This is a genomic window from Aquabacterium sp., assembly GCF_036279675.1.
GTDB lineage: Bacteria > Pseudomonadota > Gammaproteobacteria > Burkholderiales > Burkholderiaceae_C > Aquabacterium.
This window is the reverse complement of record NZ_DASUIS010000044.1, coordinates 1-14,581: the sequence shown is the minus strand read 5'-3', so window position 1 is coordinate 14,581 and position 14,581 is coordinate 1. Positions and strand designations below refer to the sequence as shown.

The following is a 14,581-nucleotide window of genomic DNA, read 5'->3' as shown; positions in this document are numbered from 1 at the left end:
TGCGAATTCCGCGCTCTCTATGGTGCGTGAGTGATCGAACATGAACAGGTCGGGATCGTATTCATATTCTGCTCTTTGGGAGAAGATCTCATATGCAGTGGCCCCTACGGCGTAGGCCCTAAATGGAGGAAGAGGGTGGGTCAATTTGGGTTGTAGGTCAATGCGCCATGATCCGACATTGAATATTCTGAATAGAATATAGGCTGAGAAGCAAATGGATCGTGTTGCAAGTGCGTTTGAGCCATACGCATGCTTTACGATTGCCCATTCCAGTTCGCTAAAGCTATCTCGTGCCTGATTATGCGCCCGGAAGGCGAGGAATGCTCGATTGAGCGAGTGAAGCGTTGCGCCGCAGTCTGCATCAATTTCAAGTGCTTGTCTTATTTCACTTGCACTTGGGTCATCCTCTGTTTCCATGGCCTCGGTAATCGAGTTTGCCTTTAGCTTCTCCCGTATGAATTCGATATGCCCGTGTCGCAGGTGCGAAATCTCGTGGAAAAAGAGAAAATCCAAGGCGCAAAAAGTGAGTTCGAGTGCGAAGCGAGCTCTAATGGGGCATCTAGGTGGAACGTATGGGATGTCGGCGGAGACTACGTTGGTGGTTATCCAGGGGAGTGGTGCCCCGTCTCCGTTCTCTAGACGGGCATCTCCGACTTCAGGGAAGTTAGAGGGATGGGAAAGTATTCTAAAAAATACATTTAGAAGCGTAAAGAGCGCTCCCAAATTTACGCCAATGAAGTCTAGTGGGACGTTTGGCTCAGAGGAGGCATACGCAAAAGCGTTGATGTCGCCACTTCTTATAAGTCCGTACTTGATCGTGCGAGTTTTGGACGTGTACAGGTGATTTAATGTGTACGTGATGTGTCCGCTCAGCCTCGATTTGGATGCGGTAAATATGGCGTCATTAGGATTCGCTGAATTCGATATAAATAGGCCGCCTTTGCGTTTTATTAATTCAGATAGTTCATGCGGTAATTCGTCCTCGCTTTGCGGTGAGTGATCAAGCATGGGTATCTTTTGGGTGGTTTGCAAGTAGTGATTCGGTTATATGTTCAGCTTGTGGTTTTTTCCTATTTGAGGGTAACCCCATCATTATTGGCTTTCTGTAGTCGTTGAAGTTGTACATGTTGCCGTATATGAATAGAGCTGCCTCATCGCGATCGACTCCAGGTCTAGATGCTGCGATAGCCTCTTCAATAATATCTGATGTGTTGCTTGCTCCAAAGCACACGGTTGCTACCACAAAGTCGTGGTACGGGTTTTGGGTGCGAGCTATTATCCATTTTTTGAAATTCGGCGGTTCGGATAACGCAATAGCTTCAGCTGCGAGCGTGCTTAATGTTGCGTATTCGGTGAGTTGCATGTCCGCAAATAGCGATGCGAACGATTCCCTATTTTCCCTATTTTCGATTGCTTTGCCTGTACGTGACGGCAGTCGAAGACGCTGTAGTCTTTCAAGCATGAACTGGAAGTCTTTTTCCATGTTGCCATTGAAGTACTTCCGATAGGGGTCTGCTTGATTGATCGCCCTGGATACGTACTGAGCAATGGTGCGTTTGGTTTGTTCGTGGCGGTTCTCATGTGATCCGGCTTCAAAAGTGGAGTCATTTTTGTTTTTTATATCTGCGGCAACAATGCATAGCAGATCCACAAGTGAGCCACCGAATTCAGAGATTGCTGACAGCACGGACTCGTTCAGCACGACTGTCAACGTTGGCTTGTCGTTTTCGCTGGTTCGAAACACCTGTATGCCGCAAGGTGCAGAGACGACGATAAATGTCAGGTGATGCGTAACATTCTTGAAGGGCACATGGCACTCATCTCCAAATCGATTTTTGCCTCGTAGTGCGTAGGTGGCGTCGCCGGTGCGCCATAGGCGCAGGTAGCCTTTGGCTTGACGCAGGTTGTGCTCGACCTGTTGATCAAGCGCTGCAGTTGAGCGTGTGAAGTAAAACAGTGCCACTAAGCCGTTGCATAGCCAGGCAAGATCTGCAGGTTCCCGGTGTGCTGATCCCTTTCGGTACTTGCGCGGGATGAACAGGAAGGGTGCTCCAAACGATCGATCCAGCATTGACTCAATGATGGCTTCCTGCTCGCTCTGCATCCCTGGTGAGCGTTGGGTGGGCATTTCTCAACCTGTCGGTTTAGCTACACATGAGCACGGCTATGCGCATGGGCAATAGCCAAGTCCATTGTAGATTTTCACCCAGAAATGTAGAAAGGCCCCGTGAGCCAAAACAGCTTACGGGGCCTTTAAATACTGGTGGCCTGGGGCGGAATCGAACCACCGACACGCGGATTTTCAATCCGCTGCTCTACCAACTGAGCTACCAGGCCATCTCTTCAGCTCAACACTGCGTTGCAGTGATCAGCGAAGACTTAGAGTGTACATCAATTTGCAGCAGTTTTCTTGCTGCGACCCAAATCAACGCCAAGTTGTTTGAGTTTTCGATACAGATGGGTGCGCTCCAAGCCGGTTTTTTCGGCTACGCGGGTCATGCTGCCGCCTTCGCGTGCCAGGTGGAACTCGAAGTAGGCGCGTTCGAAATCGTCGCGGGCTTCACGCAGCGGGCGGTCCAGCTCGAAGCTTTGTTCATGCGAAGGGCCGCTCGGCGTCAGGCCGTTCATGCTGGATACCGGTTGCACCGTGTTGTAAGACACAGGGCTGCTGTGATGGTGAGCATCGCCGCCCACCAGTTCGCTGCGAATGGGCGAACTCATGCTGGTGATGCCGGCGTAGGACGATGCGGCCGTGATCGGTGTGACCGTGGCCAGGTGCACCGCTGGTGCTGCCGTGGTGGCTGCACGAGGTGCGGGTTTGGTCAGGCCCTGTTCGACTGCACGCAGCAACTTCTGCATGGTGATGGGCTTTTCCAGGAAGGACTGTGCACCGAACTTGGTGGCCTCCACAGCCGTGTCGATGGTGCCGTGGCCGGACATCATGATCACGGGCATGGTGAGCTGGCCGCTTGCAGACCACTCTTTGAGGAGCGTGACGCCATCCACATCGGGCATCCAGATGTCCAGCAGCACGAGATCGGGCTTGCACTGTTCACGCAGGATGCGCGCCTTGGCGGCGTTTTCGGCGAGTTCGACGGAGTGTCCTTCGTCGCTCAGGATTTCTGACAGAAGGGCACGGATGCCCAGTTCGTCGTCAACAACAAGAATGGTGGCCATGAATTTGTTTGACCCCTTAGATGGGAACTATGACTAGTGTGACCCAGCTTGGGCAGATTTAGATGACAGCTTTGAAAATGATAACGAAACTTGAGCCCCTCTCACAGTATGTACTTGTGAGGGATACCCTAGTTCGGAGGTGCTTTTAGGTATCGAATCGTTGCCGTCACCGAAATTGCGCAGTCGAACTAACGCACTGTGTTCATCGGCGATCTTCTTGACGACAGCCAGACCCAGTCCTGTGCCTTTGTTCTTGGTGGTCAGATAAGGCTCGAATGCACGCTTGAGGATCTTGTCTGGAAAGCCCGGGCCATTGTCTCGCACCACCAGCCGAACGGCGCGGATGCTGCCATCTTCCTTGAGTGGTGCGTCCGTGCGGATCAGGACGCGTGGTGCCTCATGTGCGGGCGGATGTTCGCCCACGGCATCCAGTGCGTTTTGCACCAGGTTGTGGATGACCTGCCGGAGCAAGGTGGCGTCGCCCATGATGAGTGGCAGGTCCTGCTTGAGCTCGACCACCAGCGTGCCTTGCTCGATGGCATGGCCATACAAGGCCAGCACATCGTTGATCAATTCGTTGACATCGGTCGGCACCAGCTTGGCCGTGGGCATGCGCGCAAAGTCTCTGAACTCGTTGATGAGTGTCTTGAGCGCCTGAACCTGGGTGACGATGGTGTTGACCGAGCGTGTGAGCAAGCTTCTGGACGGCTCATCGAGCTTGTCTTCCAGCTTGATCTGCATGCGTTCGGCCGACAACTGGATCGGCGTCAGCGGGTTCTTGATTTCATGGGCAACACGGCGCGCCACTTCACTCCATGCTTCGGCGCGCTGGGCTGAGACGACTTCGGTCAGGTCGTCGAACACGATGAGGCGTTCGTTGGGTGGCAGCTCGGCGCCGCGCACCAGCAAGGTCAGCGGGTCGGGGTTGGAGGGCAGGCTGAGTTCGTACGACTCCTGCCATTGCTGGCGCTCGCCCGGCACGGGGTCGTTGGCATACAGCTCGAAACGCTGGCGGATGTTCTCGGCGAAGTCCTGCAAGCCGTTGACGTCCGACAGGTAGCGGCCTTTGTAGACCGACAGGGGCAGGCGCAGGATGCGTGTCGCGCCGGGGTTGACCATGTCGATGCGGCCGGTGGAGTCGAACACGATCACGCCCGCGGTGAGGTTGTCCAGGATGGTCTGCAAGTGCGCGCGCGCGCTGTCGAGTTCCTGCACGCTGCGTTCGGCCAGTTTGCGTGCGTCCGCCAACTGCTGCGTCATGGCTGCAAACGAACGCGTCAGGCCACCCAGCTCATCGGTGGAGGCCGAGAAGGCCTTGGGGCGCAGGTCGCCACGCGCCACCTCGCCCACACCTTCGGCCAGCAGCAGCAGCGGGCGCGCCAGTTGCTGACCGAGGATGGCCGCGAGCAGGAACGCACCGAACACGGCCAGGATCAGGGCCAGCGTGAGCGTGCCGATGTACATGCGCTTGAGGCCGACACGCCCCAGCGAGCGCTGCTGGTATTCGCGGTAGGCTGCCTGCACGTCCAGCGCATTGCGCACCAGTTCGGGTTGCAGCTTCTGCGTGATCAGCAGGTAATGGCCGCGGGCCTGCAGACTGAAGCTGTTGTCCGGCATCCAGGCCAGAGCCAGCACACGCGCCACGCTGGGCAGCGGCGCCACAGCGGCATCGGGCTTGCGTTCCAGACTGTCGTCGTTGCGGTCATCGAGCCCTTCGACCAGTGCCATCACGCCTTTGCTGCGCGCTTCCTGGCGCCAGCTCAGAGGCAGGCGCTCGGCGGCCAGAATGCGGGTGCCATCACCGCCGGCGGTCAGCTCGACCTGCCCTGATTCGGTCAACAGGGTCACGACCTGGGCACCCAGTTGTTCGCGCAATCGTTCCAGCTCGATGATGCCGGTGGCAGGTGGCGGGCCCATCTGCCCCGTGCTTGACAAGGGCGTGCTCAGGCGCTCGGCAGCCAGCCTGGCCTTGTTGGCGAGGTCGATGGTGAGGTTGTCCAGCGTGCTGCGGCCGAGGTTGAGCCCGGCTTCCAGCGCCCCTTCCACGCGCACGTCGAACCAGGTTTCGATGCTGCGTGAGACGAACTGGTAGGACACGGTGTAGATCAGCAAACCCGGCAGCAGACCCACCAGACCGAAGATGCCGGCGAGCTTGAGCAGCAGCTTGCTGCCGAACTTGCGTGCGCGCAGGCGCAGGGCAAGCCGGCCAAGGGCAATCAGGATGACCAGGATCAGGCTGGCAGCCAGGCCGACATTGGCCCACAGCAGCCATTGGTAATGCGGTTCGTAACGCTCGCTGTTCTGGGTCGCAAAGACCAGCAGGAACGACAGGATGAGCCCCGCGCCGCCCATGGCCACGCCGGAGACGATCCAGGCCCAACGGTTGGCTTTGATGGTGCTCATGGGCGGATTGAAACCGGGCTCGATCAGCGCAGGGCGGGCACCCAGGCGCGACGCTGCACGTCCAGATTCCAGTCGGACAGGCCGCCCAGCCCGATCTGCAAGGGGCGTGGTAACTCATCCGTGTCCAGGCGGAAGCTGAAGTCCACGTAGCACTCCTGATCTTCGGCACCAGGGATGGCGTCGGCGATGCGCCAGCGGTCCGTACGGCGCAGGGCGTCCAGGGCCTCGTTGAGGTTGGTGTAGTGGCGGCTCAGCCCGTCCAGGTTGAGCTTCCAGCGTCGGGTGAGCGGCTGGTAGGCCAGGCGCCAGCGGCGTGTGATTTCGCCCTTGGGCTGGTCTGTCCAGTACCAGCGCTTGCGAAACACATTGGCTTCGGCCACGAACACCACGGCAATGCCTTTGCTGAGCGCCTGTTCGAGGTCTCGAGGCAGATCAAAGCGCACGCTGTAGCTCAGCAGCACGCCTTCGTCGCTGTGCAGCACGGTGAGCTTGTCCAGGTCGATGCTGCGGTGCCCAGGCGTTTCGGCACGCGCGAGCCGCCCTGCCGGTGCCATGGTGGCAGCAAGCAAGGCTGAGGCACTGCTTTTGAGCAGTTCTCGGCGGCGCATCTGGGACATCACGCACCCTAGGTGGTTTTGGACAGCAGGGCGTAGAAAAAGCCATCGCCACGGTTGTGCCGGGCGGGGTCAAGGTATTCGACCACAGGCAACAGGTGGCCGGGCGAGGGGAGGGCCCGGGCGTCCGTGGTGCGTTGCAAAAATGCGTCGATGCGATCCTGGCCTTCCATCTTGAAGACGGAGCAGGTGCAGTACAGCAGATGGCCGCCGGGCTTGAGCAGCGGCCACAGGGCGTTGAGGATGGCGTCCTGGGTGCGGGACAGGGCGCTGATGTCGGATTCGCGGCGCAGCCAGCGCACGTCGGGGTGGCGACGCACGATGCCGGAGGCGCTGCAGGGCGCATCCAGCAAGATCGCGTCAAACGGTTGACCGTCCCACCAGGCGGCGGGCTGGCTGGCATCGGCGGCGATGGTGTGGGCGCTCAAGCCCAGTCGGTTCAGAGTCTCGTTGACCCGGACGAGCCGCTGCGGATCGGCGTCCAATGCGGTCACGGCCAGATCCGCCAGTTCGAGCAGATGAGCTGTCTTTCCACCAGGGGCTGCACAGGCATCCAGCACGCGGGCGCCAGCGGGCAAAGGGTGGCCCCCGGCGTGAACCAGCAAAGGCGCGGCGATCTGGGCGGCGGCATCCTGCACGGACACATCACCGTGCTCGAAGCCCGGCAAGCGGTTGACGGGGACGCCTTGAGCCAGAACGATGGGGTCGGGTCGATCAACTGGTACGTCGCGCGCGCCACTGGCCTGAGTCTCATGGCCGGTGTCCGCCGGCAGGATGCCCGCATCGACCAGTTGCTGCCGGTAAGCCGCGACCTTGTGATGACGCTGGTTGACCCGCAGGGTCATGGGCGGTTGTTCCTGATTGGCCATCAGGATGGCTTGCCAGTGGTCGGGCCAGTCCTGCTTCAGGCGCTTGATCCACCAGGCGGGGTGATTGAAGCTGGCGACCGGGTCTTGCTCCAGCCCGGCCAACAGTTCACCGCGCTCCCGCAGGAAGCGGCGCAGCACGGCGTTGACCATGCCGCTGGCCGGCCGAGCGTGGCGCTTGGCAGCTTCCACGGCCTGGTCAACCAGGGTGTGTTCGTTGTACTCGGTGCCGCAGGCCAGTGCCAGCGCTGACAGCAGCAGGGCATCCACCCAGGCTTGCGGCGCCTTGGGCACCAGCTTCTTGCGCAGGGCTTCGGCGGTGCCCAGGCGGCGCAGCACGGCAAACGACAAGGCTTGCACGCCGGGGCGCTCCAGTGGACGGCGCGCTGCCAGAACGTCGGTCAGCGATTGGCCCTGGCGGACGGCTGCGACGGCATCGGCACAGCCGCTCAGCAGTTGCCACAAGGGCAGGCTGCCCGCTGGCGGAGAGGATTCGGTGGTGGAAGTGGGGCTGGCTGGACGACTCATGGCGCGCAGTCTATGCGTTGCCGGGGCGTCCAGCCCGCTCAAGCTGGGTTGTTTGCCGTTCTTTGCCTCGCTTTGAGCGCGAAAAACGGCTTGTCCGAGGCCTCAGGCGCCCAGGAAATGGCGGCGATAGCGAGCCGGCAGATCGGCAATGCGCATCAGCATGGGCAGGTCGGCGGTGTTGAAGTCGGGATCCCAGGCAGGGGCACCCAGGATTTTGGCGCCGCAGCGGAGATAGCCCTTGATCAGTGCGGGCGGGTCCACTTGCAGGTGGCGATCCAGTTCTTCAACCGGCAGAGGCAGGCGAGGGCGCACTTGCAAGTCGATCGGAGCCAGGTGCGTGTGGCGCAGTTGTTCCCACAGGCTGGCGGCCACGTGGCCACCGTCGCGCATGCTGATGCTGGCGCAGCCGATCATGGTATCCAGATCGTTGCGGACCATGAACTCGGCCAGCGCGCCCCACAGGGCCATGATGGCGCCGCCGTTGCGGTGATCCGGGTGCACGCAGGAGCGGCCCAGCTCGACCATCTTGCCGCGCAGGGGGCGCAGGCGGGTCAGGTCGAATTCGGTTTCGCTGTACAGACCGCCCACGCGCTTGGCTGCATCCGGTGTCATCACGCGGTAGGTGCCGATCACCTCGCCGGGCTCGCCGTTATCTGTGCCCAGGCGCACCAGCAGGTGCTCGCAGTAGCTGTCGAACAAGTCGATGTCGTGGCCTTCGGGGCTGCCAGGGGGCACGGCCAGGCGCGCACCCATTTCGCCCGCGAAGATGTCGTATCTCAGGCGCTGCGCGGCGCGAACATCTTCCTCAGTGCGAGCCCAAACGACTTCCAGGGTTTGTCGTTGCTTGCCACCAGCAGCCGGCTGTGCCTCGGAGCTCGGGTGAAGTGACCTCCGGGCGGCGCGAGATTCGGCCGTAAGTTGAGAAGACAGATCTGCCATCGGCAGGGTGGGCAGGGGGAGGTCACGCATCGTCATCTCCAGTCGTTTGGCTTCGTGGACATGAGAAGGCAGTGTTGCCACGGCCGGTGACGCGACCGTGAACATGTCATGACATTTGCGTGAATAGGGGTCGGATGGCCCAGGGGCATTTGATCCGCGTTAATCCTCATGACAAATCCTGAAACACGGAGCAGGTCTGCGCTGCTAGGATCGGGTGTATGAGCATCCAGATATTCGGTTTGCCCGTCTCCCGGGGAGTGGCCATTGGCCGTGCCGTGCTGGTCGCATCCAGCCGGGTGGACGTGCCACACGTTTTCATCGATTCCACCTTGATCGATGAGGAAGTGGCACGCCTGTATGCCGCCCGCGACGTGGTGGCCGACGAATTCGATGCCCTCAAGCGCGATCTGCCCGCTGATGCGCCTGCCGAACTGGCTGCCTTGCTGGACGTGCACCAGATGCTGCTGCAGGACGAGGCCCTGATGGGCGCGGCGGCAGACTGGATCCGCCAGCGCCATTACAACGCCGAGTGGGCCGTATCCGCCCAACTCGAAGTGCTGGCACGCCAGTTCGACGAGATGGAGGACCCCTACATCCGTGAACGCAAGGCCGACCTGGAGCAGGTGATCGAACGCCTCTTGCGCAGCCTGAGCCGAGGCGAGCCCTCCGCTGTGCCGGATGCGAATCGCACCACGCGCGATTTCGGTGGTGACGAGCCCCTGGTGCTCGTGGCCAATGACATCGCCCCGGCAGACATGCTGTCCTTCAAGCGCAGCGTGTTCACCGGCTTCGTGACCGATGTGGGCGGGAAGACCTCCCACACGGCCATCGTGGCGCGCAGCATGGACATCCCCGCCGTGGTGGGCGCCCGTCAGGCCAGCAGCCTGATCCGCCAGGATGACTGCATCATCATCGACGGCGATGCCGGCCTGGTGATCGTCGATCCCTCGCCCATCGTGCTGGAGGAGTACCGCTTCCGCCAGCGCCAGAGCGAGCTGGAACGCTCACGCCTGGCCCGTTTGCGGCACACACCTGCCGTGACGCTGGACGGCGAACGGGTCGAACTCCTGGCCAATATCGAGATGCCGGAAGACGGCCCGGGGGCACTGGAATCCGGTGCCGTGGGTGTGGGCCTGTTCCGCAGCGAATTCCTGTTCATGGGCCGGGCCGACAACCTGCCCGATGAAGAAGAACAGTACGACGCCTATCGCCGTGCCGTGGAGGCCATGAAGGGCCTGCCCGTGGTGATCCGCACGGTGGACGTGGGTGCCGACAAGCCACTGGAAGGCATGTCGGCCAGCGAGTTGCGTCACGAATCGGTGTTGAACCCGGCCTTGGGCCTGCGTGCCATCCGCTGGAGCCTGGCTGAGCCCAGCATGTTCCGCCGTCAGTTGCGAGCCTTGCTGCGTGCCGCGCACCATGGCCCGGTCAAGATCATGATCCCCATGCTGGCCAGCCAGCGCGAGATCCGTCAGACGCTGGACAACATCGCCCACGCACGCCGCCAGCTGGCCGATTCGGGCAAGCCGTTTGGCGAGGTCGAACTGGGCGCGATGATCGAAGTGCCGGCTGCGGCCCTGACCTTGCCTGTCTTCCTGCGTTATTTCGATTTCGTGTCGATCGGTACCAATGACCTGATCCAGTACACCCTGGCCATTGACCGTGCCGACGAGGCGGTGGCCCATCTCTACGACCCATGGCACCCCGCCGTGCTGCAGTTGATGCATTCAACGATCCAGCAGGCGCGCGCGGCCGGCAAGGGGGTGAGCGTGTGCGGTGAAATGGCAGGTGACCCAACCTTCACCGAATTGCTGCTGGCCATGGGGCTGCGCACCTTCTCGATGCACCCCTCGCAGATCGCCTCGGTCAAGCAGCGCGTGCTGCGTGCCGATACGCGTCGCCTGGCGCCCCTGGTGGACGCCGTGTTGCGCAGCGAAGAGCCCGAAACCACCTGCGTGGAGCTGTTTGCTCATGCGGGCGCTCACCTCCAGGCACCGGGCCAGCTCAAATCTGCCGGCTGAGCGCTGCGGGCTACCTGACCACGACATCGCCGCCGCCTGAGCTTGCGGCAGGCACCGGGCGAACGGGTGTTTGATCACTGTGCTCGAACAGCAGATGCAAGGCCGGGGTGGCTCGGATCACCTTCGCCATCGCCCAGGATGCCGTGATGGCTGACAGGCAAGCCAGCCAGAGCGCCAGCAGATCGTTGTCGACCCATTGGTGCAGCTGTTTGCTCATCACGGACAGGATCGGTGCGTGAAACAACAGGATGTAGAGGTTCACCTGGCCTATGGCCGTCAACCTCCTTTGCAACCAGGCATGACGTGCCAGCAGTGCCGCCAAGCCCATGATGGTGATGGCGCCACTGAGGGCGGCAATCGTGGTCGTGACGATGTTGCTGTACTGGTGTTCGAACAGGTTCATTCGTGGTTGGTGCAGGACGTGGCACGCGCAGAAGATGGCGGCAGCCAGCAGCGTCTGCGCCGGGTGCGGTGGCGTGCTTTTGATTTCCTGGCGCAGCACATAGCCGGTCAGGAAGAAGGCGGCCATGACCGGCCACAACTCGATGTTGAAAGGCAGCCCTTCAAGCTGGACGGTGTGCCCGGCGACCGTCAGTGGCCTCATCCACAGCCAGTCGATGCTGATCTGCCCACCGATCAGCAGGCTCAGGATGAGCAGGAACTGCCGGCCGGTGCCCATTTGCGGAAACCGGATCCAGCGGCAGAACACGGATCCCAGCGTGTGGAGCGCCCAAAGGGAAGTCAGAAACCACAGGGGGAACATCCATCCGGGCATCCACTTTCCCGTGAAACTGAGGGTGCCCAGCATGTAGGCGCTCAGTTCCTGGGGGCCCGTCTTGTACAGGTAATAGGGTGCGTACAGCAGCGCGAAGGACAAGTAGGGCTTGAGCAGCGTCGCGCTCTTGTGCTTCAGTACGTCCAGCGGTGACGCTTCCGCTTTGAAGAAGACCCCCGCCAGCATGAAGAACAGGGGCATGCGGAATGTCTGCAGGGCTTCGTTGACTTCCACGTAGCGATGAGCCAGGCCGCTGTGACCAATGACAACCAGGATGATGCAAAGCGCTTTGGCCACATCGATGTGATGTGCTCGCATGAGGCGACTCTCCTGAATTTTCGTGAATCACTTCACGTTATCCAGGGGAGTCAGGCATGTCTACGCACATGCCGATATGAGTGCATCAAATCGTAAGAGGGGACGCGGTGCATGTGTACCGTTGAATGATGCTGCAGCCCTTGGGTACACGGCATTTCAAGCCGCTTTCAGGGCGCGACTGGGCGTGTTGCGGCGCAACAATCTGATGCATCCGGTACATCTGCGCGATCAGCGTGGCGCCAGCAACTCCCAGCGTTCCAGCAGGTGCATCAGTTCTTCGTCGATGACTTCCACGCGAGCATGCATGGCGGCCACATTGGCGCCTTCCTTCTTGTAGATATCCGGGTCGGCCAGTTGCTTGTTCAGCTCGGCTTGCTCCGTTTCCAGCGCTTCGATGCGGGCGGGCAGTTCGTCGAGCTCGCGCTGCTCCTTGTAGCTGAGCTTGCGCTTGGGTGTGGCCACCACAGGTGCGGCGGGCGCGGCAGCGGGGGCGCTGTCAGCCGCCACCGACACGGGGGTGCGGGTGTTGGCCTCAGGCGCCTGCCGGGGGGCGGCGGCAATGTTCGCCGCACCGGGTTTGCCGGCGGCAATGGCCTTGGCACGGCGTGACTGGATCAGCCAGTCCTCCACACCACCTTCGTACTCGCGCCAGGCACCTTCGCCTTCGGCCACGAGGGTGCTGGTGACCACGTTGTCCAGGAAGCGGCGGTCATGGCTGACCAGGAAGACGGTGCCGGGGTACTCGGCCAGCAGGTCTTCCAGCAAGTCGAGCGTGTCGATGTCCAGGTCGTTGGTGGGTTCGTCCAGCACCAGCACATTGGACGGCTTGGCAAACAGCCGTGCCAGCAGCAGGCGGTTGCGCTCACCGCCGCTGAGCGTGCGCACGGGCGAGTTGGCGCGGGCCGGAGAGAACAGGAAGTCCTGCAGATAGCCCATCACGTGCTTGCGCGAGCCGTTGATCTCGATCCATTCACTGCCGGGGCTGATGAAGTCGGCCAGGGTGGCGTCCAGATTCAGGTTGTCGCGCATCTGGTCGAAGTAGGCCACGTTCAGGTTGGCGCCTTGTTTGACCGTGCCGCTGTCGGGCTGCAATTCGCCCAGGATCATCTTCAGCAAGGTGGTCTTGCCCGCACCGTTGGGGCCAACCAGGCCGACCTTGTCGCCACGCAGGATGGTGCCGGTGAAGCCCTTGACCACGGCACGACCCGCGTACGTCTTGCCGACGTTTTCCAGCTCGGCCACGATCTTGCCGCTGCGATCACCCTGCGAGACCTCCATGCGGGCACGGCCCACCACGTCACGGCGTGAGGAGCGTGCTTCGCGCAGCCCTTCCAGGCGCTTGATGCGCGCCACGGAGCGCGTGCGGCGGGCTTCCACGCCCTTGCGGATCCAGACCTCTTCTTGCGCCAGGAGCTTGTCGAAGCGGGCGTTGGCCAGGGCTTCGTCGGCCAGTTCGCGCTCCTTGAGCCCCTGGTAGGCAGCGAAGTTGCCGGGGTAGCTGCGCAGGATGCCGCGGTCGAGTTCGACGATGCGGGTACAGACGTTGTCCAGGAAGGCGCGATCGTGGGAGATCAGCACGATGCTGCCCTTGAAATCGACCAGCAACTCTTCCAGCCAGGTGATGGCGTCCAGATCCAGGTGGTTGGTGGGCTCGTCAAGGAAGAGCACATCGGGGCTGGCCACCAGCGCACGGGCCAGGGCCACACGCTTTTTCATGCCGCCTGAGAGGCTGGCGATCGGCAGGTCGGCCGACAGGTGCAGGCGCTGCAGGGTTTCTTCAACGCGCTGCTCCCAGTTCCAGCCATTGCGGGCTTCGATCTGGGTCATGAGGGCATCCAGGTCATCGCCTTCGGCATGGGCCTCGAAGCGTTCGCGCAGTTCGCGGATATCGCCCAGGCCTTCGCTGACCGTGCTTTCCACTGTGGCGCCATCGGTGAACGTGGGTTCCTGGGGCACATAGGCCAGCTCGATGCCCTTTTGCACCTGGACCTGGCCATCGTCGAGCTTGTCGATGCCCACCATGATCTTCAGCAGGGAGGATTTGCCTGTGCCGTTGCGGCCAATGAGGCCGACGCGCTCGCCTGTTTCCAGGGCGAAGTCGGTGTGGTCAAGCAGGGCAACGTGGCCAAATGCCAGGCAGGCGTTGCTCAGGGTCAATACAGCCATGTGAAATCCAGTGGTCGATTCAGGGCCTCCAGGGGCCTCGCGCGTGATGTTCGAGATGCGCGGGTCTGCACGGGGCCTGATCGAGGGGGTGTCGGGAACCCGCTATTGTCGCCGCTCGCGCGACAATGCGCTCATGCTTGTTTGGATGGTCCTGCGTTGGTGCCTGTTCGGGCTGATCGGGTGTGTGCTGGGTTCGGCAGGCATGGCCGCGGCTGCGTCGCCCATGGTGCATGAGCATGCCGCCTTGATCGACCGGGCGGCCGAGACCCCGGGCGCGACTGCAAGCAGCCCGCATCTCTTCGGCACGGTGCCCGCCGTCATCCTGCAGGGCGAGCAGCCCGCGCATCTGGACGAGGCCTGCATCCTCCCCGGATCGGACAGCCCGCCAGACCAGGAGGCGCCCTGGCTGCACGTGAAGCTACCCCACCGCTGGAGCGCCACCCACCCCGGGTACCGTGGCGCCATGTGGTACCGGTTCAGGGTCATCCTGCCGCATGTGCCCTCCAGCATCTGGGCGGTGTACCTGCCACGTGCGGTCATGAACGCGCAGGTCTGGGTCAATGGCATGCCGATGGCGTACTCGGGCTCCATGACCGAGCCTGTTACACGCAACTGGTATGTGCCGGCCCTGGTTCAAGTACCGACCCATGTCTGGCGCGAGGGTGAAAACCTCATCCAGATCAAGGTGGTGAGTGGCTATGTCAGCCGCAATGGCCTGGCGCCCATCACCGTGGGGCCCTTGTCGCAACTGGAAGAGCCCTACAAGCTGCGCAC

The 14,581-nt window shown here is 61.6% G+C and carries 10 protein-coding genes, 1 tRNA gene and 1 pseudogene; 2 read left to right on the top strand and 10 right to left on the bottom strand.

Annotated features, from left to right (window positions below; all coding sequences use genetic code 11):
* The 8 genes from VFW93_RS04920 to VFW93_RS04885 all read right to left on the bottom strand — a co-directional run.
* Positions 1-1,008, bottom strand: a 1,008-nt coding sequence (locus VFW93_RS04920; RefSeq protein WP_329692868.1) for a hypothetical protein, incomplete at its 3' end; no start/stop codon positions are given.
* On the bottom strand, positions 1,001-2,128 hold the full coding sequence (locus tag VFW93_RS04915; RefSeq protein ID WP_329692867.1) for a hypothetical protein: 1,128 nt from the start codon (positions 2,126-2,128) through the stop codon (positions 1,001-1,003). The genes VFW93_RS04920 and VFW93_RS04915, both read right to left, overlap by 8 nt.
* A 133-nt stretch (positions 2,129-2,261) precedes the next feature.
* Positions 2,262-2,337 (bottom strand) — tRNA-Phe (locus VFW93_RS04910).
* Positions 2,338-2,391: 54 nt separating this feature from the next.
* Positions 2,392-3,177 carry a response regulator gene (locus VFW93_RS04905; protein ID WP_329692866.1) on the bottom strand — a complete coding sequence of 262 codons (786 nt, stop codon included), beginning with the start codon at positions 3,175-3,177 and terminating at the stop codon, positions 2,392-2,394.
* A gap of 33 nt (positions 3,178-3,210) precedes the next feature.
* On the bottom strand, positions 3,211-5,580 hold the full coding sequence (locus VFW93_RS04900; protein WP_329692865.1) for a sensor histidine kinase: 2,370 nt from the start codon (positions 5,578-5,580) through the stop codon (positions 3,211-3,213).
* Positions 5,581-5,603: 23 nt separating this feature from the next.
* Entirely contained in the window at positions 5,604-6,197 is a 594-nt protein-coding gene (locus tag VFW93_RS04895) for a DUF4390 domain-containing protein (RefSeq protein ID WP_329692864.1), read from the bottom strand.
* Between the two features lie 8 nt (positions 6,198-6,205).
* The gene (gene rsmB / locus VFW93_RS04890; protein ID WP_329692863.1) at positions 6,206-7,588 is read right to left on the bottom strand and encodes a 16S rRNA (cytosine(967)-C(5))-methyltransferase RsmB; all 1,383 of its coding nucleotides are present in this window, start codon (positions 7,586-7,588) and stop codon (positions 6,206-6,208) included.
* A 102-nt stretch (positions 7,589-7,690) separates the two neighbouring features.
* Positions 7,691-8,557, bottom strand: coding sequence for a GNAT family N-acetyltransferase (locus VFW93_RS04885; RefSeq protein WP_329692862.1), 867 nt, complete (start codon positions 8,555-8,557; stop codon positions 7,691-7,693).
* A gap of 188 nt (positions 8,558-8,745) precedes the next feature.
* Here VFW93_RS04885 and ptsP point away from each other — a divergent pair, with 188 nt between their 5' ends.
* Positions 8,746-10,548 (top strand): phosphoenolpyruvate--protein phosphotransferase, encoded by a 1,803-nt coding sequence (ptsP, locus tag VFW93_RS04880; protein WP_329692861.1) that lies wholly within the window; start codon positions 8,746-8,748, stop codon positions 10,546-10,548.
* Between the two features lie 10 nt (positions 10,549-10,558).
* Here the strand turns inward: ptsP and VFW93_RS04875 are convergent, their stop codons facing one another.
* Together VFW93_RS04875 and VFW93_RS04870 are read right to left on the bottom strand one after the other, a co-directional pair.
* Positions 10,559-11,641 carry an acyltransferase family protein gene (locus VFW93_RS04875; protein WP_329692860.1) on the bottom strand — a complete coding sequence of 361 codons (1,083 nt, stop codon included), beginning with the start codon at positions 11,639-11,641 and terminating at the stop codon, positions 10,559-10,561.
* A gap of 228 nt (positions 11,642-11,869) precedes the next feature.
* Positions 11,870-13,807, bottom strand: a complete 1,938-nt coding sequence (locus VFW93_RS04870; protein ID WP_329692859.1) for an ATP-binding cassette domain-containing protein — start codon at positions 13,805-13,807, stop codon at positions 11,870-11,872.
* 145 nt (positions 13,808-13,952) lie between these two features.
* On the opposite strand from VFW93_RS04870, the pseudogene VFW93_RS04865 reads away from it, so the two are divergent.
* Positions 13,953-14,581: pseudogene (locus VFW93_RS04865) on the top strand (hypothetical protein); the annotation flags it as partial.

Coding starts and splice junctions, on each gene's coding strand:
- VFW93_RS04915 (WP_329692867.1), bottom strand. CDS start 2,128: ATGCCCACCCAACGCTCACCAGGGATGCAGAGCGAGCAGGAAGCCATC.
- VFW93_RS04905 (WP_329692866.1), bottom strand. CDS start 3,177: ATGGCCACCATTCTTGTTGTTGACGACGAACTGGGCATCCGTGCCCTT.
- VFW93_RS04900 (WP_329692865.1), bottom strand. CDS start 5,580: ATGAGCACCATCAAAGCCAACCGTTGGGCCTGGATCGTCTCCGGCGTG.
- VFW93_RS04895 (WP_329692864.1), bottom strand. CDS start 6,197: ATGTCCCAGATGCGCCGCCGAGAACTGCTCAAAAGCAGTGCCTCAGCC.
- rsmB (WP_329692863.1), bottom strand. CDS start 7,588: ATGAGTCGTCCAGCCAGCCCCACTTCCACCACCGAATCCTCTCCGCCA.
- VFW93_RS04885 (WP_329692862.1), bottom strand. CDS start 8,557: ATGCGTGACCTCCCCCTGCCCACCCTGCCGATGGCAGATCTGTCTTCT.
- ptsP (WP_329692861.1), top strand. CDS start 8,746: ATGAGCATCCAGATATTCGGTTTGCCCGTCTCCCGGGGAGTGGCCATT.
- VFW93_RS04875 (WP_329692860.1), bottom strand. CDS start 11,641: ATGCGAGCACATCACATCGATGTGGCCAAAGCGCTTTGCATCATCCTG.
- VFW93_RS04870 (WP_329692859.1), bottom strand. CDS start 13,807: ATGGCTGTATTGACCCTGAGCAACGCCTGCCTGGCATTTGGCCACGTT.